This is a genomic window from Klebsiella sp. KTE92 (assembly GCF_000398905.1).
Lineage (GTDB): Bacteria > Pseudomonadota > Gammaproteobacteria > Enterobacterales > Enterobacteriaceae > Klebsiella > Klebsiella variicola.
Genome location: NZ_KB976100.1, coordinates 5029264 through 5051231, shown reverse-complemented (window position 1 = coordinate 5051231; position 21968 = coordinate 5029264). Strand labels below are relative to the sequence as shown.

The following is a 21968-nucleotide window of genomic DNA, read 5'->3' as shown; positions in this document are numbered from 1 at the left end:
GTATGCTGGCGGCTGTTGGCGACAGATAAAAAAAATCCCCGCCATCAGGCAGGGATTCTCGATTCTTAGCGGCTTGAACTTACAGAGAAGTTACGTTGCCAGCTGCCGGGCCTTTAGCGCCGCTTTCGATGGTGAAGGAAACTTTCTGACCTTCGTCCAGGGATTTGTAGCCATCGTTCTGGATAGCAGAGAAGTGTACGAACACGTCTTTAGAGCCATCGTCAGGAGTGATGAAGCCGAAACCTTTGTCAGCGTTGAACCATTTTACGATACCAGTCATTTTACCGGACATAGTGAATTACCTTTAAAAAAATAAGTGAGCCTTGCGGCGTAGCGGTCTGGACTACAGATTTAAAGCGATAAAGGGAAAGTTCACTACGGGGGTATCTTTGGATAACCTTAGAAGGACTGCTCTATTCGACTGCTCTGTGGTCTGTACATCAAACCTGCGAGCATTAACGCACGTTCAGCACCTGATAGCAAACTTTTTTTTACGGTGCAGCGGCAAAAGCCCCCTTACTGACCCATGCCGCTGCGCGCTGGATTAATCGAGTAACTGTCGTGAAAGCTGTGGATTGGCCTGAATCAGGCGCATCAATTTCAGCTCGGTGGGAGACGGTCTAACCCGTCTCGACTCCCACTCTCTTACCATGGCGACGCTCACGCCCATGACGTTGGCAAAGTCGTCAATCTTAAGTCCAGTGCCTTTACGCAGCTGCTCAAATTCACTAAACACAGTGGACTTACGGTTTGAGGTAAGTTTCTGATTATCATCCTTAAATACGATGTGTTCCAGGCTGCTCAGCAGTTCAAACACGGGATCTTTATATTCCATTGAGAACTCCTTTTATCACACAGCGGAAGAGATTTTTTATAAAGCTCTTTAAGAATAGTCAGAAAATCGTGCAGCGGATGGTAACGTCCGTGATTATTTGCCAACAGGCTATCGAATCGGCCCCGGCAGCCAAACGGCAGTGGAGCCTAAGAGAATGATTACTAACGCGATGAGATGGCTTCGAAAATTTTTGTAAACGGATAAGAAAAAAGCGGCAAAGCCGGCGCGGGCCGCCGGCTTAACAATCAGGCTTTCTGCAGACCTCTCGCGTCGTCTTTCGTCGCCGGCGCGGATTTACTGACCCGGTATTTGATCAGCAGCGCGAGGGCTGACAGGAACGCCGGGATGGCCAGCAGAGTGAAGATGGTTTCAAAGGAGAGCTGCGCCTGCATCAGGAAGGCGCCGCTGAACGCGCCGAGGATCCCGCCGAAGCGGCCGATACCCAGCATCCAGGCGACGCCGGTGGCGCGCCCCTGCGTCGGGTAGAAGCCTGCCGCCAGCGCGGGCATCGACGACTGCGCGCCATTCATAATACTACCGGCGATAAACACCATCACCCCCATCAGCACCAGGCTGCTGGTGGAGAAACCCACCAGGCAGACGCAAACGCCGGTCAGCAACCAGCCGACGGCCACCACCTTGTTGGGATTGATCTTGTCCATCAGGGCGCCAAGGATCAGTACGCCAATCCCGCCGCCCAGCGGGAACAGGGCGGTGATGATGGAGGCCTGACTCATCGAGGCGCCGGTTTCGCGGATCAGCAGCGGCAGCCAGCTGGTCAGGAGGTAGAAAATCAGCAGGCCCATAAAGTAGGTCAGGCACAACATCACGGTACCCACCGCGTAGCGTGGGGAGAAAATGACGCCGATGGCCGATTTCTCTTTCACCTGGCCTGCTTCGCGCAGCTCAAATTCCACCGCCTCCGGCAGCGGCGCGATGCGTTTCAGGATGGCGGCAATGCGCTGCGCCGGCTGCTGCTTCACCACCAGATAGCGGGCAGACTCCGGCAGCAGAAAAATTAACGCTACGGCCAGCAGGAGGGGCATCACGCCGCCCAGCACCAGCACACTCTGCCAGCCATAGTGCGGGATCATCCAGGCGGATAAAAAGCCACCCAGCGATGATCCCATCGGAAAGCCGACGAACATCAGGTTCACCAGCAGCGCCCGACGGCGCTCCGGCGCATATTCGCTCATCAGGGTGGCCGCATTCGGCATCGCCGCGCCGAGCCCGAGACCGGTCAGGAAACGCAGCAGCGTCAGCTGATTAAGGCTGGTGGCGAAGGCGGTAAGCAGGCTGAATCCGCCGAACACCACGATCGACATAATCAGCACTTTTTTGCGGCCGATGCGGTCAGCCAGCGGCCCCGCGGTTAAGGCGCCGACCGCCAGGCCCACCAGCGCGGCGCTCATCACCGGGCCGAGCGCCGATTTTTCCACGCCCCATTCCTGTACCAGGTCGGAGGCGATAAATCCGATGATCGCGGTGTCGAATCCGTCCATCGCGACGGTGATAAAGCAGAGCGCAAGGATCATCCACTGGTAGCGGGTGAAGGGGTGCTCGTTGATAAAGGCCTGAATGTCGATGGTTGTCTTAGTCATACGGCTTTCCTGGCAGACTGAGCGAGGGACAGAGGTCTGTTTTTATCGTCGTCCTCGCGTCATTGAGTTTGATTTGTGCGATAATCGAACGTATCGCCGTTAATCGCTCATTCATCAAATCATTGAAGTGGGGAGCAGGCAATGCAGGCGCGCGCCAAAGCGTGCGATTATCGTCCGTTTTAGGACGCCACGTCGTACGGAAACTTTTTTAGTGCCATAAAAATCAGATGGTTATATAAACTTCGCTCGCAGAATGTGATGACTATATTTGTGATGTGCATAACAGACGTTCTACACCGCGACGATGGCGTGCGAAATGGCGTTTTTCCTGCGTAAGATTAGCAGTAAAGGGTATCCTGCGAGGCCGAGCTGGACTATCCTTGTCAGCGTCTGGCACGTGTGTGTCGTTGTGCGCTTTTTTTGGCTGAAAGGAGTAAAAAAATGGCGACAGGAAAGTCCTGCTCTCGCTGGTTTGCGGCTATGGCGGCCTTATTGATGGTGGTTAGCCTGAGTGGGTGTTTTGATAAAGAAGGCGATCAGCGCAAAGCGTTTATCGACTTCCTGCAGAATACGGCGATGCGTAGCGGTGAACGTCTGCCGACGCTGACCGCCGATCAGAAAAAACAGTTTGGGCCTTTTGTCTCTGACTACGCGGTGATCTACGGTTACTCGCAGCAGGTGAGCCAGGCGATGGACGCTGGTCTGCGCCCGGTGGTGGACAGCGTCAATGCTATCCGCGTCCCGCAGGACTATATGACCCAGCGTGAGCCGCTGCGTCAGGCGAACGGCGCGCTGGGCGTGCTCAGCCAGCAGCTGCAGAATGCGAAAATGCAGGCCGATGCCGCGCATAGCGCTCTGAAGCAGGCTGACGATCTTAAGCCGGTCTTCGATCAGGTTTACGCCAAGGTGGTGACCGCGCCAGCTGACGCGCTGCAGCCGCTGATCCCGGCCGCGCAAATCTTTACCCAGCAGCTGGTTCAGGTGGGGGATTTTGTCGCTCAGCAGGGGACCCAGGTGAGCTTTGTGGCCAACGGCATTCAGTTCCCCACCTCGCAGCAGGCCAGCCAGTACAATGCGCTGATTGGGCCGCTGGCGGCGCAGCATCAGGCGTTTAATCAGGCATGGACGGCAGCGGTGAACGCCACCCGTTAATGTCTCATCTGACTGACGTTGGCTGCGGCGAACGAACAGGATGATGGATAAGATGCAAAAAGAACCCGGGGAGGGCGATTGCCGCCGCTACCCGGGTTTTTTTATGGCTTATTTGACCTGCGGGTTAACGCAGTTTTTCTCTACATTACCGTTCAGGGCATCGATCAGGTTGTCCACCGCGCAGGCCGCCATGTTGTAGCGCGTCTCATGGGTGGCAGAGCCGATATGCGGCAGCGCGACAACGTTTGGTAGGGTTAACAGCGGCGAGTCTTTTGCCAGCGGTTCGTGTTCGAAGACATCAAGGCCGGCAGCATGAATTTCACCCGCCTGCAGAGCAGCGATCAGCGCCTGCTCGTCCACCACTGGGCCACGTCCGGCGTTAATGAAGATGGCGGAAGATTTCATTTTGGCAAACTGCGCCTGACCGAACAGATGGTGGGTCTCTTCGCTCAGGGGCAGGATCAGGCAGACGAAATCGGCTTCCTGCAGCAGGGTATCGAGATCGCAATAGCGGGCATTGAAGCGCTCTTCCGCCTGCGGATGCTGGCGGCGCGCGTTATACAGGATCGGCATGCCGAACCCGAAGTGGGCGCGCTGCGCCAGCGCCATACCGATGCGGCCCATGCCGACGATACCTAAGGTTTTATGGTGCACGTCGCTGCCGAACCAGTCCGGGCCAATGCTCTTCGTCCACTCGCCCGCTTTGACGCGCTCCGCCACTTCCACTACCCGGCGCGCGGTGCTCAGCACCAGCGCCATGACCGTATCGGCGACGGTCTCGGTCAGTACGGTCGGGGTATGCATCAGCAGCACCCGGCGAGCGTTCAGCGCCTCGACGTCAAAGTTGTCATAGCCAACGGAAACGGTAGAGGTCGCACGCAGCTTCGGCATCTTCTCCAGCAGCGCGGCGTCAACCTTTTCGCTGGAGCCCAGGAGGCCTTCAGCCTGGGCGAAGGCCTCTGCATGCTGCGAAACGGTCTCCGGCCGCAGGTTTTTTACCTGAGTGACGGAAAAGTGCTCCTCCAGGCGCTGTAGCAGGTCGTCGGGAAGCGTTTTATAGAGAATGACAGACGGCTTCATGCGAATCTCCGTAGTAGAAATAGTTCAGGCGTGGTGAGCGCCAAGCGGAATGTTTTGATTATTAGCAGGCTTAACAATCAAAGTCAGCAATACTGAGGCGAAAAGCGCCACCCCCATAAAAATATAGGAGGCTGCGGGGCTGCCGGTGGCACCGTTCAGGTAGCCGACAAACCACGAGCCGCAGAAGGAGCCCAGGGCGCCCATACTGTTGATCAGCGCCATGGCGCCCCCGGCGACGTTGCGCGGCAGCATTTCCGGAATAATGGCGAAGAAGGGGCCGTAAGGCGCATACATTGCCGCACCGGCCACCACCAGCAGGGTATAAGACACCCAGAAGTGGTTGGCGCCGACCGCCCAGGAGCCGATGAAGGCCAGTCCGCCAATCAGCAGCAGCGGCCAGACGAACAGCTTACGGTTCTGCATTTTATCGGAGGCCCAGGAGACTACGATCATGGCGATAGTCGCCGCCAGGTACGGAACCGAAGAGAGCCAGCCCACTTCCACCATCCCCATATTTTCGCCGCCGCTGCGGATAATCGACGGCAGCCACAGTACAAAACCGTACACGCCGATACTCCAGGCAAAGTACTGCGCGCAGAGCAGGATCACGTTGCGGGAGCGGAAGGCTTCGCCATAGTTACGTACCGCTTTGATGCCCTGCTGTTCACGATCCAGTTGTTCCTGCAGCGCGGCTTTTTCACTCTCCGCCAACCAGTTAACCTGCGACGGTTTGTCTTTTACCAGCACCCACCAGCAGAAGGCCCAGATTACTGCCGGCACCCCTTCGATGATGAACATTTCCCGCCAGCCGAAGGCCTGAATCAGGTAGCCGGAGACCACCGACATCCACAGGACCGTCACCGGGTTACCGAGGATCAGGAAGGTGTTGGCGCGAGAGCGCTCTGATTTGGTGAACCAGTTGCTGATATAGATCAGCATCGCCGGCATCACCGCCGCTTCGACGACGCCGAGGATAAAGCGAATGGCCGCCAGCGCCGGGATATTATGCACAACACCGGTCAGCGAGGCGCAGCCGCCCCAGAGGATCAGGCAGATAAAGATCAGTTTGCGAACGCTGCGGCGCTCCGCATAGATAGCGCCGGGGATCTGGAAGAAGAAGTAGCCGAGGAAGAACAGGGCCCCCAGCAGGGAGGAGATCCCCTTGGTGATGCCCAGGTCTTCGGTAATGCCTGCCGCGGAGGCGAAGCTGAAGTTGGCACGGTCGAGGTACGCCAGGCTATACGTGATAAACACGATAGGCATGATGTACCACCAGCGTTTCGTTGCATTTGTTGAGCTATTCATAGGCTTGCCTCTGTCAATGAGGTGACATCCGTCCGTCGAAACGGACGCTGCTGTGCCGCGCTGCAGGTAGGGTACAGGACGGCTGTTATTGTTGCGTATAAATGTTATTCGCCCAGCGCATCGCGGGTGGGGAGCCCCTCGCTGTCGCCCTGGACCTGAATCGCCAGCGAACCGATTTTATTGCCACGGTTCACCGCCTGAAGCAGGGTTTTGCCTTCCAGCAGGGCGCTAATCACCCCGACGGCAAAGCCGTCGCCGGCGCCGACGGTATCGACGACGTTTTCGACTTTAATGGCATCAACCGTTCCCTGTTCGCCGCTGGCGCTCTTGAACCAGGCGCCGTCGCAGCCGGTTTTAATGACTACCGCCTTGACGCCGCGGGAGAGATAAAAATCGGCGATCCCTTCCGGGGTCTGCTGGCCGGTGAGAATCACGCCCTCTTTTAAGCCTGGCAAAACCCAGTCAGCCTGGAAGGCGAGACGGTTGAGTTTCTCCACCATCTCGGCTTCGCTTTTCCACAGCACCGGGCGCAGATTAGGGTCGAAAGAGAGGGTTTTTCCCTCGGCTTTCATCACCTTCGCCGCATGCTCCAGCAGCGCATATGAGCTTTCAGAGAGCGCGGCGGCCACGCCGCTCAGGTGCAGATGGCGGGCGCTGGTGAAGTAGTCGGCGCGAAAATCGTCCGGCGACAGATGGCTGGCGGCAGAGCCTTTGCGGAAATACTCCACAATGGGATCGGTTCCATTTTCGACTTTCGATTTCATCTGGAAACCGGTAGCGAAGCGGTTGTCGATGGCGACAGCGTGGCTATCGATCCCCTCTTTCGCCAGCGATTGCAGTACGAAGCGGCCAAAGCTGTCGTTGCCGACGCGGCTGACCCAGCCGACCTTCAGACCCAGGCGCGACAGGCCGGTGGCGACGTTCAGTTCGGCGCCGGCGACACGCTTCATGAAATGCTCCACCTCGGCCAGATCGCCGGTTTCGGTGGCGACAAACATGGCCATGGCTTCGCCGATGGTGATGACATCTAAATTTTCCACGGCTTAATCCTCGCGTAACAGGTTGACGTAGCGGCGGGTCACGGCCGTCAGGTCATGGCCAGTCAGCGGGAACTCGATTCCACGCGGCGCGTCGGCAGGAAGATTATCGAGCAGGGCCAGCCAGCGATCGGCGGCCTGATCCGGCGGTACCGCGCGGAATTTCTCATGATGAGGCTCCGCCGCTTTCACATGAATATAGCTGACCGCCGGCGCAAGGTGGCGTGCCGCCTCTTCCGGCGAGTCGCCGACCCACAGCCAGTTGCCCATATCAAACGTTAAGGTGACCGGCAACTGATGGACCCTGCAGGCGGCTTTGAAGCGCTGCATCGGCGCCAGCTGGCCGCAGTCGGTCTGGTCATTCTCTACCACCAACGCCATGCCGCTGTCGCGGAGGATCTCGCGCAGCTCATCCAACTGCTGATTGTGAAGGAAATGGCCAAGGGAGAGCTTTAGCCACAGGGCGTTAAGGGTTTGCGCTTCCGCGAGCAGCGCCGGGAGTTCCGGGTTGAGCTCGCCGTTATCGGCGAACAGCGCCTGCGGCGCGGAGTAGCAGGCCAGCAGGCCGTGGCGCTCAATGGTGGCCGCCAGCGACGGCAGAGCGTTGAGCTCTTCCGCGCTGCACAGCTCGCGGCGGATTTCGACACCGTCCGCACCGGCGTCGGCGATGAACGGCAGGACAGCGGCCTGGCCGCCTAAGGATTTAACATGGTCATTACCATACGCAGCGGTAACGACAATAATTTTTCTGGCCATCGCGCTCTTACTCCCGGCGTTTGTTGCTTAATCTCCTTAATACGCTAGATGGTATCGGTTCCATAAGAAAGGGCGAGATGTTTAATTTATGATCGGCATCACGAAGGATCGTTAACGAGAGGTTGATCCGCGGACGATAAGCTCGCCGGAGAAGACCCGCTCGCGGATGGGGTCGTTAGTGCCGGCAATGCGCCGAATCACCTGTTCGACCGCGGCGTAGCCGATCTGCCACGTCGGCTGTTTGAGGGTGGTAATACCGACGCCAGCCAGCTCCGCCCACTCCAGTTCGTCGAAGCCCAGCAGGCCGATATCGCTCCCCCAGATCAGGCCGACGCGCTTCAGAGCGCGGGCCACCTGCAGCGTCAGGGCGCCGTTGGCGGAGATGACCGCTTTGCGCATCCCGCGGTGACGGGCGTGGAACTGGCGCAGGACGTTGTCCATCATCGCGCCGTCGTTGAGCTGCACTTCGGCGTTTTCAGCCACCACGCCGTGGTGACGAGTGAGGGTAGCGCGAAAAGCGCTCAGACGCTCGCGGCGGGTATTCACCGAGCCCAGCGGTTCGCTGAGAAACAGGATGGCCTCAAACCCTTTCTCCACCAGGTGTTCGGTGGCGGTGGTGGCGGCCTGGGCGTTATCAAGCCCGACCACATCGCAGGCGAAGTCGGGGATTTTACGGTCAATCAGCACCATCGGCAGGGCCGACTGCTGCAGGCGGTTCAGGCCATCCTCCCGCATACCGACTGCGTTGACCACGATGCCTTCCACCTGGTAGCTGCGCAGCAGGTCCAGGTAGTGCAGTTCCTGATCCAGCTCGTTATTGGTATTACACACCAGCAGGGTGAAGCCTTTTTCCCGGCAGGCCGCTTCAATGCCGCTCATGACATTGACCGAGTAGGGGTTGGTGATATCGGCGATGATCAGGCCAATAAGGCGGGTTCGGCCGTGCTTGAGGCCGCGGGCCATCAGGCTGGGGCGGTAGTCGAGTTCGGCAATGGCTTTTTCAATACGTGATAACAGATCGTCGGAAAGCAGATGCTTCTCGCCGTTAAGATAACGTGAAATGCTGGTTTTGCCGGTCTTTGCGGCTTTCGCCACATCGCTGATAGTTGCACGCGCCGCTTTCGCCATGGTGGCTTCCTTTGCTGAAAATCTGCCAACACCTTAGCGCGAAAAATAGCGATATCAAGCATTTTGCCCGGCAGAGCGGCTGCCGGGCGACATGAGGATGCGCTTATTGCAGCGGGCTGAGGGTAATTTCCACGCGACGGTTCTGCGCTTTGCCTTCCGCCGTGCTGTTGCTGGCGATAGGATTCGCCGGCCCCATGCCGGTGGTGCGAATGCGATTGGCCGCCACGCCCTGAGTGATCAGCGCGCTGGCGACGCTGTCTGCACGCTGTTGCGACAGACGCATATTCAGATCCTTGCTGCCGGTGCTGTCGGTGTAGCCGACGACGTTAACAGCGGTTTTCTCGTACTCTTTCAGCACCATGGCCACGCCGGTCAGGGTGTTGGCGCCGGCCGGCTTCAGGTTGGCGCTATTGCTGTCGAAGGTGACGTTATTCGGCATGTTCAGCACGATATTGTCGCCATTTCGCGTCACGCTGACCCCGGTTCCCTGCATTTTGTCGCGCAGCTTCGCTTCCTGCACGTCCATGTAGTAACCAATGCCGCCGCCGAGCGCCGCGCCGGCCGCTGCGCCAATCAGCGCGCCTTTGCCGCGGTCATGTTTGGAAGAGGAGAGCGCGCCGACGCCAGCGCCCACTAAGGAGCCAATACCTGCGCCAATACCGGATTTACCTGCTTCACGTTCACCGGTATAGGGGTTGGTGGTGCAGCCAGAAATGGCCAGAGTGCCGCTGACCAGCGCCGCAATCATAAGTACGCGTTTTTTCATTTAATGTCCTTAATCCTTTTTATTCTTTGTCACAGCGAACGTGACGGTTGATTATGACGCGTGATTACGTAGAAAATTCCCCGGATACCATCTCATTTTGTAAATAACATTGAACGGTTGCCCATCACGCCGTCATGACACCTGCATTCGCTGACCAGGAGCCGCCCTTGCCAACCTCATCTGCAACCAAAACCATCTTAACCGCCGCCCACTGGGGACCGATGCTGGTGGAAACGGACGGTGAAAACGTCCTCTCTTCCCGCGGCGCGCTGGCGACACCGTTTGCCAACTCGCTGCAAACGGCGGTGCGCGATCAGGTCCACAGCAAAACCCGCGTGCGCTATCCGATGGTGCGCAAAGGCTTCCTTGCTTCACCGGACAAGCCCCAGGGGGTCCGCGGTCAGGATGAATTCGTGCGGGTGAGCTGGGATCAGGCGCTGGATTTAATTGACGCCCAGCATCGGCGGATCCGCGAAAGCTACGGTCCGCAGTCGATTTTCGCCGGCTCCTACGGCTGGCGCTCTAACGGCGTCCTGCATAAGGCGGCCACCCTGCTGCAGCGCTACATGAGCCTGGCGGGCGGCTATACCGGCCATCTTGGCGATTACTCCACTGGCGCGGCGCAGGCGATCATGCCTTACGTCGTGGGCGGGAATGAGGTGTATCAGCAGCAGACCAGCTGGCCGCTGGTGCTCGAGCACAGCGAAGTGGTGGTGCTGTGGAGCGCCAACCCGCTGAACACCCTGAAAATTGCCTGGAACGCCTCCGACGAGCAGGGGATCCCGTGGTTCGACCGGCTGCGCCAGAGCGGTAAGCGCCTGATCTGCATCGATCCGATGCGATCGGAAACCGTCGATTTCTTTGGCGATTCGATGGAATGGATCGCGCCGCATATGGGCACCGATGTCGCGCTGATGCTGGGGATCGCCCATACGCTGGTGGAGAATAGCTGGCAGGATGATGCGTTTCTTACCCGCTGCACCAGCGGCTACGATATTTTTGCCCGCTATCTGACCGGCGAAAGCGACGGCGTAGCGAAAACCGCTGACTGGGCGGCGGCGATCTGCGGCGTGAAAGCGGATAAGATCCGTGAACTGGCGAAAATTTTCCATGAAAATACCACCATGCTGATGTCTGGCTGGGGCATGCAGCGCCAGCAGTATGGCGAGCAGAAGCACTGGATGCTGGTCACCCTGGCCGCCATGCTGGGGCAGATTGGCACCCCGGGAGGCGGGTTTGGTCTTTCCTATCATTTCGCCAACGGCGGCAACCCGACGCGCCGCGCGGCGGTACTGGGCTCGATGCAGGGAAGCGTCGCCGGGGGCGTGGACGCGGTGGAGAAGATCCCGGTCGCGCGGATCGTCGAGGCGCTGGAGAATCCGGGGGCAGAGTATCAGCACAACGGCATGGCGCGTCGCTTCCCCGATATTCGCTTTATCTGGTGGGCCGGCGGGGCCAACTTTACTCATCATCAGGACACCAACCGCCTGATTCAGGCCTGGCAGAAGCCGGAGCTGATCGTCATCTCCGAATGCTTCTGGACCGCCGCCGCGCGCCATGCCGATATCGTCCTGCCGGCGACCACCTCGTTTGAGCGCAACGATCTGACCATGACTGGAGATTACAGCAATCAGCATCTGGTGCCGATGAAGCAGGTGGTCGCCCCGCGAGATGAAGCGCGCGACGATTTCGCGGTCTTTGCCGACCTCAGCGAACGCTGGGAGGTGGGCGGCCGCGAGCGCTTCACCGAAGGGAAGAGTGATTTGCAGTGGCTGGAGACCTTCTATCAGATCGCCGCCCAGCGCGGGGCTCACCAGCAGGTGACGCTGCCGCCGTTTGCCGAATTCTGGCAGGCTAACCAGCTGATTGAGATGCCAGAGGAGCCGGAGAATGCCCGTTTTGCGCGCTTCGCCGCCTTCCGCGCCGATCCGCAGGCTAATCCGCTGAAAACGGCGAGCGGTAAAATTGAGATCCACTCGCCGACCATCGCCGCCTTTGGCTACGCCGATTGCCCGCCGCACCCGATGTGGCTGGAGCCCGACGAGTGGCATGGCAACGCTGAGGCGGGGCAGCTGCAGCTGCTGTCGGCCCATCCGGCCCACCGTCTGCACAGTCAACTGAACCACACCACGCTGCGCGAACGCTATGCTGTCGCCGGACGCGAACCGGTGACTATTCATCCGCAGGATGCCCGGGCCCGGGGGATTGCCGATGGCGATCTGGTGCGGGTGTGGAACGCCCGCGGTCAGGTGCTGGCCGGCGCGGTGGTGACGGAGGGGATCCGCCCGGGGGTGATTTGCCTGCATGAAGGGGCATGGCCCGACCTGGATCCGCGGGTGGGCATCTGCAAAAACGGGGCGGTGAATGTCTTAACCAAAGATATCCCGACATCCCGGCTGGGCAACGGCTGTGCCGGGAACACCGCCCTGGCGTGGCTGGAGAAATATACCGGCCCGACGCTGCCGCTTACAGCATTTGATCCGCCGGCCAACGCATAATCCACGTCGGGTGCTGAGTGTCGTCCTGCCATGCGCAGTCTTCAATCCGGAAGCCCTGCGCATGGTAGAAACTGACCGCCGATTCGTTCTTCTGGTAAACCTCGAGACTCAGCCAGGCGTAGTGCTGTTTGACTTCATCCAGCAGCGCCCGGCCAATGCCCTGGCGGATGGCGTCCGGCGCGACAAACAGCGCGCCGACGAAGCGGGAGTCCAGCACGCTAACAAAGCCTTTTAATTCCCCATCGCGTTCCCAGACCCAGGTGCTGGCGGCGGGAAGATAGACATCCCGTACCACCGCGACGCTGTCGCGCCAGTAACTTTCGCTGATAAAAGGATGGGCATGAATCGTGCTGTCCAGCCACAGGGCCAGCAGCGGCGCGGTATCTTTAGTGTCCCACTTGCGGATCATCCTGACCTCCAGGGTGACAGAAGCAGCCGGTGATATGGTCGTTGACCAGCCCACAGGCCTGCATAAAGGAATAACAGATTGTCGAGCCGACAAATTTAAAGCCGCGTTTTTTCAATGCCTTCGACAGCGCATCGGAGGCCGGCGTCGTGGTGGGGATCTCCGCCAGCGTCGCGGCGCAGGTCACCTGCGGCTCATTGTTGACGAAGGACCAGACAAAATCAGTGAACGACTCGCCATTTTCTTCCATCGCCAGATAGGCGCGGGCGTTGCCGATAATGGCCTGGATTTTTCCCCGATGGCGAATGATGCCGGCATTCTGCAGCAACTGCTCGACATCGTCCTCCCCCATCGCTGCCACGCGCACCGGGTCGAACTGGTGAAAAGCCTGACGGTAGTTCTGCCGTTTTTTTAACACCGTGATCCATGACAAACCGGCCTGCTGGCCCTCCAGGCAGATCATTTCAAACAGCTGGCGGCCCTCTTTTTGCGCCACACCCCATTCGGTATCGTGATATTCGATATATAACGGATCCTGACTCACCCATCCGCAACGTTGCATAGCTATTTCTCCCTCTGCGCTAAAAAAGTGGACGCCCCGGCTTGACGGCTGAAAGATAAAGATAATAGTTAATACAGGGAAATCGTATCCCCAAAAAAAACACAGCAATATTGCCGATTCGGCTCTTTTCTGGAGTCGCATTAATGATAATAAAGAAATGCAATGGCCTCCGGGGCTTCTTGTTCCCGGCGAGCGTATCCGTCTGGATGACGTGTGTCTCTGGAGCGAATGCCTGGCAACAGGAATATATCGCTATCGATACAAAAAGTAATACGCCGGAACGCTATACATGGGATAGCGATCACCAACCACGTTACGAAGATATTCTCGCTGAGCGGATGAAGTCCTCAGAGACGCCTGGCGGGCTGGCATTAAACCAGGCGCTGGCGCCACCGGACAGCAGCCGTGGTCAGAGCGTTGGCTGGAATTATCTGCTGGCAAATGGCATGACCTCCGGGCCGGTGGCCAGCCTGCGCAGTGACGTCACCGCGCCAGTGACGAGAAGCGCTGGCGAGACGGGGTATGTCAACACGCTCGGCTGGCGCATGGATTATCAGTCGCTGTGGGGCGTGCATCCCTGGGCTCAGGTGAGCTATAACCAGTCGCTTACCAGCGATGCCTGGTCGCCGACGACCCGCGCCAGAGAGGGCGGCTGGAGTGATGTCACCCTGGGCGCCGATATGCGGTTGGGATCCCATGTTGCGGCATGGGCGACGCTGTCGCAGGCGGACAATGTCCCATCCGGGGAAAATACGCTCTATTTGATGGGCGTCAGCGCCAACTTTTGACCGATATTGTTACGCGTTTGAAACGACGCGGTTATTGTTAAATCTCAGTAATGGCGCATTTCTGTGAGATAGCGCACACTAACTTTTTTCCTGAAATTCGCGGAATGAATGTTTTGCAATGTCATTCGTTCCGCCATTAATGCATTTCATTCCCTGCTGGTGGCAGTTCATGCCTTTTTCCCCACAGGATGAGGGGCCTTCGCTATTGTGGCGGCAGTTAATTTATCAGGACAACTGCTATGAACGCTGCAAACCGTCAATCGACCCGCTGGCTTACGCTAATCGGCACCATCATCACCCAATTTGCTCTCGGTTCGGTCTATACCTGGAGCCTGTTTAATAGTTCGCTGTCTGACAAACTGGGCGAGCCGGTCAGCCAGGTGGCTTTCTCCTTTGGCCTGCTGAGCCTCGGGCTGGCGCTCTCCTCGTCGGTCGCCGGGAAGTTGCAGGAACGCTTTGGCGTTAAGCGTGTGACCATGGCCTCCGGGATACTGCTCGGTTTGGGCTTCTTCCTGACCGCGCACTCCAACAGCCTGATGATGCTGTGGCTGAGCGCGGGCGTGCTGGTGGGGCTGGCGGACGGCGCCGGCTATCTGCTGACTCTGTCGAACTGCGTGAAGTGGTTCCCGGAGCGTAAAGGGCTGATCTCTGCTTTCTCCATTGGTTCCTATGGGCTCGGCAGCCTGGGGTTCAAATTCATTGATTCCCATCTGCTGGCCACCGTCGGCCTGGAAAAAACCTTCGTCATCTGGGGCGCTATCGTGCTGGTGATGATCGTCTTTGGCGCGACCCTGATGAAAGATGCGCCGAATCATACGGCGACCACCGCGACCAACGGCGTTGTGGAAAATGACTTTACTCTCGCCGAATCGATGCGCAAACCGCAGTACTGGATGCTGGCGGTGATGTTCCTGACGGCCTGCATGAGCGGACTGTACGTGATTGGCGTGGCGAAAGATATTGCCCAGGGGATGGTCCACCTGGATGTCGCCACGGCGGCAAACGCGGTAACCGTTATCTCGATTGCTAACCTTAGCGGCCGCCTGGTGTTAGGCATCCTGTCCGACAAGATCTCCCGCATTCGTGTGATTACCCTCGGTCAGATCGTGTCGCTGGTAGGGATGGCCGCGCTGCTGTTCGCCCCGCTGAATGCCATGACTTTCTTCGCCGCCATCGCCTGCGTCGCCTTTAACTTCGGCGGCACCATCACCGTCTTCCCGTCGCTGGTGAGTGAGTTCTTTGGCCTGAACAATCTGGCGAAAAACTACGGCGTGATTTATCTGGGCTTTGGTATCGGCAGCATCTGCGGCTCTCTCATCGCTTCGCTGTTCGGCGGCTTCTACGTGACCTTCTGCGTGATCTTCGCCCTGCTGATTCTGTCGCTGGCGCTGTCCACCACCATCCGTCAGCCGAAAGGCAGTGTTTATAGCGAGGCGCACGCCTGAAACCTGCAGCGTGAAACGTGCCCCTTGTTAATCCCCTAAGCAAATAGTGCCAATCCAGCCAAATGTTTTGTAAATGTTTGGCTGGATCACATTCCCTCCTGATACTTTTCCCGTTCCCTGTGGTCTACTTATCGCGCTTTGTAGAGGTTTCTGATAACCAACCCTAACGCACCCTATTAGCCTACTGACTCGTGCCACAGCGTCAGGCGGTGTTTTATTCTTCTTTTTCCAGGTTTGCTTGCATGAAATATATTAGAACGATGACGCAGCAGAAGCTTAGTTTTTGGCTGGCGCTGTACATCGGCTGGTTTATGAACATCGCCGTTTTTTTCCGGCGTTTCGATGGTTATGCTCAAGAGTTCACTTTCTGGAAAGGGCTTTCCGGTGTCGTTGAACTGGTCGCCACGGTCTTTGTCACCTTTTTCCTGTTACGTCTGCTGTCACTGTTTGGTCGCCGCATCTGGCGCATTCTGGCGACGCTGATTGTCCTGTTTTCCGCCGCCGCCAGTTACTACATGACGTTCCTCAATGTGGTGATTGGCTACGGAATTATCGCTTCGGTGATGACCACCGATATCGACCTGTCGAAAGAGGTCATTGGCTGGCACCTGATCCTCTGGCTGGTGGTGGTGAGCGCGCCGCCGCTGCTGTTCATCTGGAGCAACCGCTGCCGCCATACGCTGCTGCGCCAACTGCGCACCCCGGGTCAGCGGGTTAAAAACGTATTGATCGTCGTGCTGGCCGGACTCATTGTCTGGGGTCCCATCCGCCTGCTTGAGCTGCGTCAGCATGATGTGGAGCGCCATTCGGAAGTGGATATGCCGAGTTACGGCGGGGTGATCGCCAACTCCTATCTGCCATCAAACTGGCTGTCGGCGCTGGGGCTGTACGCCTGGGCGCAGGTGGATGAATCCTCGGATAATAAATCGCTGATTAACCCGGCGAAGAAGTTTACCTACGTCGCGCCGGAAGGCCTGGATGACACCTACGTGGTGTTTATCATTGGCGAAACGACCCGCTGGGATCATATGGGTATCCTCGGCTATAGCCGCAATACCACGCCAGAGCTGGAGAAAGAGAAGAATCTTGTCGCCTTCCGCGGCTACTCCTGCGATACCGCCACCAAGCTGTCGTTACGCTGTATGTTTGTGCGTCAGGGCGGGGCGGAGGATAACCCGCAGCGAACGCTCAAAGAGCAGAACGTCTTTGCCGTGCTTCATCAGTTGGGCTTCAACGGCAATCTCTATGCCATGCAGAGCGAGATGTGGTTTTACAGCAACACGATGGCCAACAATATCGCCTACCGCGAGCAAATTGGCGCCGAGCCGCGCAACCGCGGTAAGAGCGTTGACGATATGCTGCTGGTGGAGGAGATGAAACGCGGTATGGCGCAGGGCAACGCCTCCGGTAAGCATCTGATCATTCTCCACACCAAAGGGTCTCACTTTAACTACACCCAACGCTACCCGCGCAGCTTCGCCCAGTGGAAGCCGGAGTGCGTCGGCGTCGACAACAAGTGCTCGAAAGCGGAGCTGATTAACTCCTACGATAACAGCGTGACCTACGTCGATCACTTTATCGTCAGCGTCCTCGACCAGCTGCGGGATAAGAAAGCGATTGTGTTCTATGCCGCCGATCATGGGGAGTCGATTAATGAACGCGAACACCTGCACGGAACGCCGCGCAAGATGGCGCCGCCGGAGCAGTTCCGCGTGCCGATGATGGTGTGGATGTCGGATAAATACCTGGAGAACCCCGATCATGCCGCCGCGTTTGCCCATCTGCAGCAGCAGGCTGCGATGAAGGTGCCGCGCCGTCACGTCGAGCTGTATGACACCATTATGGGCTGTCTCGGCTATACCTCGCCGGATGGCGGGATCAATGAGAATAACAACTGGTGCCGGTGGAAAAAGTAAGGCACGGGGTTTATTTTCAGATTCTCGGGTCTGTTCTCCCTTCCTGAGCCCAGGATAAGCTAATCCCTCGCCGGCTGACGCCGCGCGAGGGATTTTTTTCGCACAGTGGATGTGTCTGGCAGGTTGCCTCTTCTTCTTTGATTACCCTCCAGTTTTCTCGCTCCCCCTGTGCACGAACTTTTCATGGAGAGAAAGGATGAAGGTGATAAAGGGGTTGGCCTTACTGTGCCTGTTGATGCTCGCGGGCTGCCAGTCTGAGGAAGAGACCAGCCAGTTCCTGCTGGCCTGTAAATACGATGCGCCAGCGACGATCGAAGCCATGCTGAATAATGGCATCGATGTGGATGGTCAGGATAAAACCGGCTTAAGTGGCCTGATGGTCGCTGCCGCGGAAAATCGTCGTGATGTGGTAGCGTTACTGCTTAAGCGTCAGGCGAAGCCGAATCTCCAGACGCGCCAGGGCGTCACGGCGCTGATGCTGGCGGCGGCGCGCGGCAGCGATGCCGCGATTATCGGCGATCTTCTCCAGGCCGGCGCGTCGGTAAATCAGACCAGCGTCGAGAAGAGTACGGCATTGATGTCCGCCATTGCCGACGGCGGGGACGTCAGAAACGACTATCAGCATATTCTGGCGATGAAAAAGCCCGATGCGCCTGTCGAGAAGGAGAGCGCGCTGGATAAAATTGTCGGCGCAACGGCGGCGAAATCGCTGGCGACGGGTAACCGCGCGCTGATGACCGAAGACATGGCGTTACAACTGGCGCCCGGCGCGTTTAAGAAGAACGTCGACGAGATCGTGGCGCTGCTGATCAGGCATGGGGCGGACGTGAAGGCCGTCAATGCGTCAGGGGAATCAGCCTTTTTCCTCGCGGTCGATCACGCGCGTTCGACGGAAACCATCACGACGCTGGCCAACGCCGGGGCGGACACCAGCCTGGCGGATAAATCCGGCACCACCCCGCTGATGCTGGCGGCGGCGGGGGATGATCCCAATCTGGTGCTGGCGCTGTCGGCCTCCGGTGTGGAGGTGGATAAGCCGAACCGTGAAGGACTCACGGCGCTGCAGGTGGCGGCGGGTCAGGGGGCGCCTGCGGTGATCGCGGCGCTGGTGCAGCGCGGCGCAAAGGTGGACCAGGTCTCCGCCAACGACCTCAGCCCGCTGATGCTGGCGGTCAAAATGAATAATAAAGCCAATGTCGAGGCGCTGCTTGAGGCTGGCGCCAGCGTCAACCTCAGCAATAAGGCCGGCTATACGGCGATCGGTTACAGCCGGGCCGGCGAGGTTCGCCAGCTGCTGCTGGCGCAGCATGCCGAGCTGAAGGGGCAGGCCGCGCATATGGCGCAAAGCGAACTGCAGTTTTGTGCTAATGCCTTTGCCGACAAGCTGGCATACAGCGACATCGCCCGCGCGGTGAATAACGATACCCGCCCGGATATTATGCGTCATCAGCAATCCTGCCCGGAGCTGGGGGAACTGACGATGCTGCTGGGGGAATTTAAATTCAACCCGGCGGGCTCGACCTATCTCGGTGAGCCGGTGACCTGTAAGGTATCCGAGTATCGCAAAGCGTTTGAGGTGACCTGCCGCTGAAAACGATGACCAACCGGCGATTCGCTGCTCAGGCTGCTGAGTTTCTCGCCGGTTGAGCGATTTTTTGAAAATAAGGCATTGACGGGTAGGCATCCCAGCAGTAAGATGCGCCCCGCATTCGGTGATTGGCGCAGCCTGGTAGCGCACTTCGTTCGGGACGAAGGGGTCGGAGGTTCGAATCCTCTATCACCGACCAAATTCGAAAAGCCTGCTCAACGAGCAGGCTTTTTTGCATCTGTGGCCTGTGAGGATGAGAACCTCCGGGGGCAGAGTTCGACTTGTGTTCCGTAGGCCCGCGCAAGCGCAGCGCCGCCGGGCATGCGTTTAACCGCAATCTGAAAGCCTGCTCAATGAGCAGGCTTTTTTTGCGTATTAAGCCGAAGTTTTTGCAGGCACAGCAGGCAAATGTATTGGTAATGAGATTAACTGAGCGCTCAGGTTGTCCTTTTCATCCCTTGATTGAAAAATCAAACAGGTGCCAATTCGATTATGTTTCCTGTCAGTGATTTGCTGGACTTACAAACGCTTTCTGAATCAGTTGAACTGGAGTTTAAGCTGGCGCAGGGAGCGGAGGGTAAAGGTAAACTGCCAGAGGATTTCTGGCGGACGTACAGTGCGATGGCGAACACCCGCGGTGGCTATGTCGTGTTAGGTGTCAGGGAAAAGAAAGGAAACTTTATCGTTGAAGGGATTAGCGATATGGCTACCGTTACGAAGCAACTTTTTGATATTGTTAACAATAAGAAGAAAGTCAATGTCAATTTACTGACCGAAGAGTCGCTACAAGTCATCAAACTTGATAATAAAGAAGTCATTGTCATTGAGATTCCCATAGCAAGACGAGAACAAAAACCCGTCTATCTCAATAATCAGCCGATGACGGAAACCTATCTCCGCCGTCATGAAGCGGACTGCCACTGCTCTGCAGAGCAAATCAAAAGAATGCTTGCAGAGCAGGTCGAGGATAGCCGTGATGACCGGATCCTGACCGGCTTTGATTTCAGTGATATCGATCAGGACAGTTTGCGCGCCTACCGTAATCTCTTTGCGGTGGCGAAACCTCAGCATCCATGGCAGGAACTAAATCTCGTTGATTTATTTAAGAATATCGGCAGCTGGCGTCAAAATCGTCAGAGCGGGGAGGAGGGCATAACTCTTGCTGGTATCCTGATGTTTGGCACCTGGAATGCCATTCAGGACGCGGTCCGTAACTATTTTGTTGATTATCGTGAACGGGACGATGCACAACCTGATTCCCGCTGGATCGACCGTATCTATCCGGATGGATCATGGTCAGGCAATGTTTTTGATTTTTACCGCCGGACTTATCGAAAACTGATCACTGATCTTAAGGTACCTTTTGAATTGCAGGACGGTATTCGGCTGGATGAAACCAAAGTTCATGAAGCTATCCGAGAGGCGCTTGTTAATACCCTGGTGCATGCTGATTATACGGGTCGAAGCTCAATCTTAGTGGTCAGACGGCCGGATCTTTTTGGCTTCCGTAATCCAGGGCTGATGCGAATACCGCCGGAAATCGCAGTGAAAGGTGGAGAAAGCGACTGTCGTAACCGCCGTATGCATCAGATGTTTTTAATGATTGGGGCGGGGGAGCGAGCGGGGTCCGGGGTTCCGAAAATTATAAGCGGCTGGAAATGGGCAAACTGGCGCACACCAAAGTTATATGAAAAAACGGAACCCTCTGAACAAACGTTGCTTGAACTGTCCACAGTAAGCCTTGTATCACAGGTAGTGACTGAGCGGCTCAATGGTTTGTTTGGCCACCGTTTTTCTCTGCTTGATGATCTTGAAAGGATGATCGTTATCACCGCGGCGACAGAGGGATGGGTAAACCATAAGCGAGCCTGTCAGCTAACGAGCAGACATTCGCGTGATGTCACCCTGGCATTTCCCAAATTAGTCGATAGGGGATTTCTGGTTGCCAGCGGTGAAAAGCGAGATAAATCATATAGTTTACCTGGAATGGCACTGCCATCGCCGGAAGACATATTTGCAAATGCGTTAAGTTCTACATCGAGCTTAACGCATAACGCTCAGGGCTTAACGCATAGTGGCAACAGCTTAACGCATAGCGTTCCTGATTTAGTCGGTAACCCTCAGGGAAGGGATGAATATGGTCGGTTCATCAGCCACTTTTTAGATAAGCCGTTCATTGATGATCTTGACGCATTAAGTGATGGATTCCGGCATGAGCTTGAAGTGTTAACCGCGCCATCCCGGGCGCAACGACGACTGGAAACCGAGGTGATGAAGGCGTTGCTTGTCCAGTTGTGCGCTGGTCATTACTTATCCGTCGCAGTTATGGAGAAATTATTGGGACGTAAGGCGCAGAGTATTCGCCAGAATTACTTAAAGCCCATGGTGGATGTGAGGCAACTCAAACTGGCGTTTCCCAACAAGCCTAACTCACCTCGACAAGGGTATACGGTGGTCTAGCCTTTTGTTCGTGAGCTTCCGACGCAATGCCGCCCTTCGTTTTTATGATTCGCGCAATACCCCTCTTGCCATTTGTCAGGACGATATACATGCCGTGCCGTCTGGCACCGTAAGTAGGGACCGGCCAAAAACTCCACCAAAATCACAATAAACGACTTTACCCACGTTTCCAGCCAGCTATTCGCTATTTTGTGACATCTTCCATTGCATTTTTTTATCGATGAACAGATCTTTTTTCGCGAAGCTTATGGCTAAATGTAGCATTTTCCGCTGTGCGCTTTAACGTTCGCGCTATTAATCGCTCACATATTGGTCACACGGCAAGAAATTTTTCTCATTTGTTGGAATTGTTTCCCTCTGCGTGTTGCAAATTATTAAGGTCATTATTCTGCTTATTGACCCGTAGCATAAATTTCTCTGCTGAAAATAGCGCCTTGAAGTTTTTTTAATCTTTGCCTGCCGTTTCTCACGCTGGATGTAAAACCCGGCTGGCTGTATTGACGTTTCCCCATTCTGTTGACAGATTGTAGGGCATGAGGGGCATTTCATGGAGAATCCGTACTGCAACTCAGTCGTTTTTGCGAAAGGAATCCCCATCTCTCTCTACGCCTTCGGGCACCACCGACTGGACCGGGTATATTCTAA

18 protein-coding genes and 1 tRNA gene are annotated in these 21968 nt (G+C 56.8%); 8 read left to right on the top strand and 11 right to left on the bottom strand.

Features of this window, described 5'->3' with window-relative positions:
- Positions 1-79 precede the first annotated feature (79 nt).
- From cspA to A1WC_RS01905, 3 genes are all read right to left on the bottom strand, one after another.
- Positions 80-292: an RNA chaperone/antiterminator CspA gene (gene cspA / locus A1WC_RS01895; protein ID WP_000014594.1), complete on the bottom strand. Its 213-nt coding sequence runs from the start codon at positions 290-292 to the stop codon at positions 80-82.
- A gap of 252 nt (positions 293-544) precedes the next feature.
- On the bottom strand, positions 545-835 hold the full coding sequence (locus tag A1WC_RS01900) for an HTH-type transcriptional regulator (RefSeq protein ID WP_002921931.1): 291 nt from the start codon (positions 833-835) through the stop codon (positions 545-547).
- A 245-nt stretch (positions 836-1080) separates the two neighbouring features.
- Positions 1081-2436, bottom strand: a complete 1356-nt coding sequence (locus A1WC_RS01905; protein WP_008806885.1) for an MFS transporter — start codon at positions 2434-2436, stop codon at positions 1081-1083.
- Positions 2437-2877: 441 nt separating this feature from the next.
- On the opposite strand from A1WC_RS01905, the gene A1WC_RS01910 reads away from it, so the two are divergent.
- Positions 2878-3588: a DUF3053 domain-containing protein gene (locus tag A1WC_RS01910; protein WP_012540337.1), complete on the top strand. Its 711-nt coding sequence runs from the start codon at positions 2878-2880 to the stop codon at positions 3586-3588.
- 108 nt (positions 3589-3696) lie between these two features.
- Here the strand turns inward: A1WC_RS01910 and ghrB are convergent, their stop codons facing one another.
- The 6 genes from ghrB to A1WC_RS01940 all read right to left on the bottom strand — a co-directional run bounded on the left by ghrB (position 3697) and on the right by A1WC_RS01940 (position 9660).
- Complete coding sequence (gene ghrB, locus A1WC_RS01915) at positions 3697-4668, bottom strand: glyoxylate/hydroxypyruvate reductase GhrB (RefSeq protein WP_012540338.1); 972 nt, start codon at positions 4666-4668, stop codon at positions 3697-3699.
- 24 nt (positions 4669-4692) lie between these two features.
- A complete protein-coding gene (locus A1WC_RS01920; protein ID WP_008806888.1) occupies positions 4693-5973 on the bottom strand; it encodes an MFS transporter in 1281 nt (426 codons plus the stop codon).
- Between the two features lie 104 nt (positions 5974-6077).
- Positions 6078-7013 (bottom strand): sugar kinase, encoded by a 936-nt coding sequence (locus A1WC_RS01925; protein WP_012540339.1) that lies wholly within the window; start codon positions 7011-7013, stop codon positions 6078-6080.
- A 3-nt stretch (positions 7014-7016) separates the two neighbouring features.
- Complete coding sequence (locus A1WC_RS01930) at positions 7017-7766, bottom strand: sugar phosphate isomerase/epimerase family protein (protein WP_008806890.1); 750 nt, start codon at positions 7764-7766, stop codon at positions 7017-7019.
- 111 nt (positions 7767-7877) lie between these two features.
- On the bottom strand, positions 7878-8894 hold the full coding sequence (locus tag A1WC_RS01935; protein ID WP_008806891.1) for a LacI family DNA-binding transcriptional regulator: 1017 nt from the start codon (positions 8892-8894) through the stop codon (positions 7878-7880).
- Between the two features lie 103 nt (positions 8895-8997).
- A complete protein-coding gene (locus A1WC_RS01940; RefSeq protein ID WP_002921917.1) occupies positions 8998-9660 on the bottom strand; it encodes an OmpA family lipoprotein in 663 nt (220 codons plus the stop codon).
- Positions 9661-9827: 167 nt separating this feature from the next.
- On the opposite strand from A1WC_RS01940, the gene A1WC_RS01945 reads away from it, so the two are divergent.
- Positions 9828-12158 (top strand): molybdopterin guanine dinucleotide-containing S/N-oxide reductase, encoded by a 2331-nt coding sequence (locus A1WC_RS01945; protein ID WP_008806892.1) that lies wholly within the window; start codon positions 9828-9830, stop codon positions 12156-12158.
- On the opposite strand, the gene A1WC_RS01950 is transcribed toward A1WC_RS01945, so the two are convergent.
- Both A1WC_RS01950 and tag read right to left on the bottom strand, forming a co-directional pair.
- The gene (locus A1WC_RS01950; RefSeq protein ID WP_008806893.1) at positions 12127-12567 is read right to left on the bottom strand and encodes an N-acetyltransferase; all 441 of its coding nucleotides are present in this window, start codon (positions 12565-12567) and stop codon (positions 12127-12129) included. The two genes, A1WC_RS01945 and A1WC_RS01950, sit on opposite strands and share 32 nt — an antisense overlap.
- Positions 12545-13126, bottom strand: coding sequence for a DNA-3-methyladenine glycosylase I (gene tag, locus A1WC_RS01955; protein WP_008806894.1), 582 nt, complete (start codon positions 13124-13126; stop codon positions 12545-12547). The genes A1WC_RS01950 and tag overlap by 23 nt, the downstream gene beginning before the upstream one ends.
- A gap of 206 nt (positions 13127-13332) precedes the next feature.
- On the opposite strand from tag, the gene A1WC_RS01960 reads away from it, so the two are divergent.
- The 6 genes from A1WC_RS01960 to A1WC_RS01985 all read left to right on the top strand — a co-directional run bounded on the left by A1WC_RS01960 (position 13333) and on the right by A1WC_RS01985 (position 21323).
- On the top strand, positions 13333-13914 hold the full coding sequence (locus tag A1WC_RS01960) for an autotransporter outer membrane beta-barrel domain-containing protein (RefSeq protein ID WP_162493230.1): 582 nt from the start codon (positions 13333-13335) through the stop codon (positions 13912-13914).
- Between the two features lie 239 nt (positions 13915-14153).
- Positions 14154-15359, top strand: coding sequence for an MFS transporter (locus tag A1WC_RS01965; RefSeq protein ID WP_016161941.1), 1206 nt, complete (start codon positions 14154-14156; stop codon positions 15357-15359).
- Between the two features lie 242 nt (positions 15360-15601).
- Positions 15602-17275, top strand: a complete 1674-nt coding sequence (gene eptB, locus A1WC_RS01970) for a kdo(2)-lipid A phosphoethanolamine 7''-transferase (RefSeq protein WP_016161940.1) — start codon at positions 15602-15604, stop codon at positions 17273-17275.
- Positions 17276-17471: 196 nt separating this feature from the next.
- Positions 17472-18866 carry an ankyrin repeat domain-containing protein gene (locus A1WC_RS01975; protein ID WP_016161939.1) on the top strand — a complete coding sequence of 465 codons (1395 nt, stop codon included), beginning with the start codon at positions 17472-17474 and terminating at the stop codon, positions 18864-18866.
- A gap of 119 nt (positions 18867-18985) precedes the next feature.
- Positions 18986-19062 (top strand) — tRNA-Pro (locus tag A1WC_RS01980).
- Positions 19063-19355: 293 nt separating this feature from the next.
- Positions 19356-21323, top strand: coding sequence for an RNA-binding domain-containing protein (locus A1WC_RS01985; protein ID WP_016161938.1), 1968 nt, complete (start codon positions 19356-19358; stop codon positions 21321-21323).
- Positions 21324-21968: the final 645 nt, after the last annotated feature.